Source organism: Bacillus sp. 522_BSPC, from assembly GCF_001076885.1.
Lineage (GTDB): Bacteria > Bacillota > Bacilli > Bacillales > Cytobacillaceae > Niallia > Niallia hominis.
The window spans coordinates 1-1,253 of sequence record NZ_JVDT01000021.1 but is presented as its reverse complement, the minus strand read 5'-3'; the positions used below and the strand labels follow the sequence as shown (position 1 = coordinate 1,253).

The window sequence follows — 1,253 nt, the reverse complement described above, 5'->3', positions numbered from 1 at the left end:
GCATCGTGCGTCCGTAGCGCAATGGAACGACTTAGTTTTTACACCTGACTATATTTAAAAACATAGAAAACCATCATGAGAAAGTAGCTTTATTTAAAAGCTACTTTAGAGATTATTCGTCTTTAAAGATTAGTTTTTTAGTTTTGTCCCAGCCTCACCTTCTTGTTAGAAGCGAAAACCAATTATTTAGGCACAGGTTTAATCCATAAGAACAGCAAGAATACTAAGCTTATGTAACCAAATATAGGATATAAAAAGGATAATAATGTGCCATACTGTACGAAACTAATTAAATAGGAAACCAAAATAATTCCACCGATTATTACCATACTTGGTAAAGGAATGAAGCTCCGCAACTGCCTCTCTAACCCATAAATATTCCCGATTACCGAACTGAAAATTTCTCCATATATGACTAAAATATAAACCCATGAAAGCTGTGGAGCTAAATTTTTCATAATAATAGCCATAGGAATAGAATACAGATAAACATCCTTCAGCATAATAAGGGAAAAATGACTGGATATTAGAATCATCATTAGAGCAATTCCACCTAAAATACCTCCCCATTTAACCACTTCTTCATCGCCAATTTCAGAGGCTGCAGGTACTAGCACAGCAATTGCTAAAGCCAAATTTAAGGCAGTATACGAAAACGGAGAGCTGATAGTTTTCCAAGTAATGGTCTCCATTTGAAATATCTCTCCCAAAAATCCTGGCAAAGAAATAGAAAGTATAAAGAGAATAAAGCTGAAACTGATCATAATAGGTACAACAAATGTGTTTACGGCAAATAACCCTCTTGTTCCTACCATCATAACCATTAAAGAAAGGACAATTGTAAAAATGACGCCAACCGTTTTATCTAGGCCGAGCTGCTCTTCAAATACAGCACCAGCTCCTGAAAACATCACAGCACAGACTCCTATTAGCATAAGTAATAATAGAATGTTAATCATTGTTCCTATGACATTACCAAATAAGTAAATAGTAAACTCTTGATAGGAAGATGCCTTTATTTTGACCGAAATACGCATTAGTTTCGCCCCAAAATACGCAAAAATAAATCCACTTACAATGATTCCTAACAAGCCGATAAATCCATATTGTGAAAAAAAGACTACTATCTCTCTTCCTGTCGCAAATCCAGCACCGACAACAGTACCTACATACACCGCTGCTAGCTGTATTGCAGCATACCATTTATTTTTCACAGAATTCCCTCCCTACATCAACTATATGTAGAAATGGAC

General features: G+C 35.6%; 1 protein-coding gene. It reads right to left on the bottom strand.

The features are described from left to right. Positions 1-182 precede the first annotated feature (182 nt). Entirely contained in the window at positions 183-1,214 is a 1,032-nt protein-coding gene (locus ADJ83_RS02050; protein ID WP_031534151.1) for a membrane protein, read from the bottom strand. Positions 1,215-1,253 lie beyond the last annotated feature (39 nt).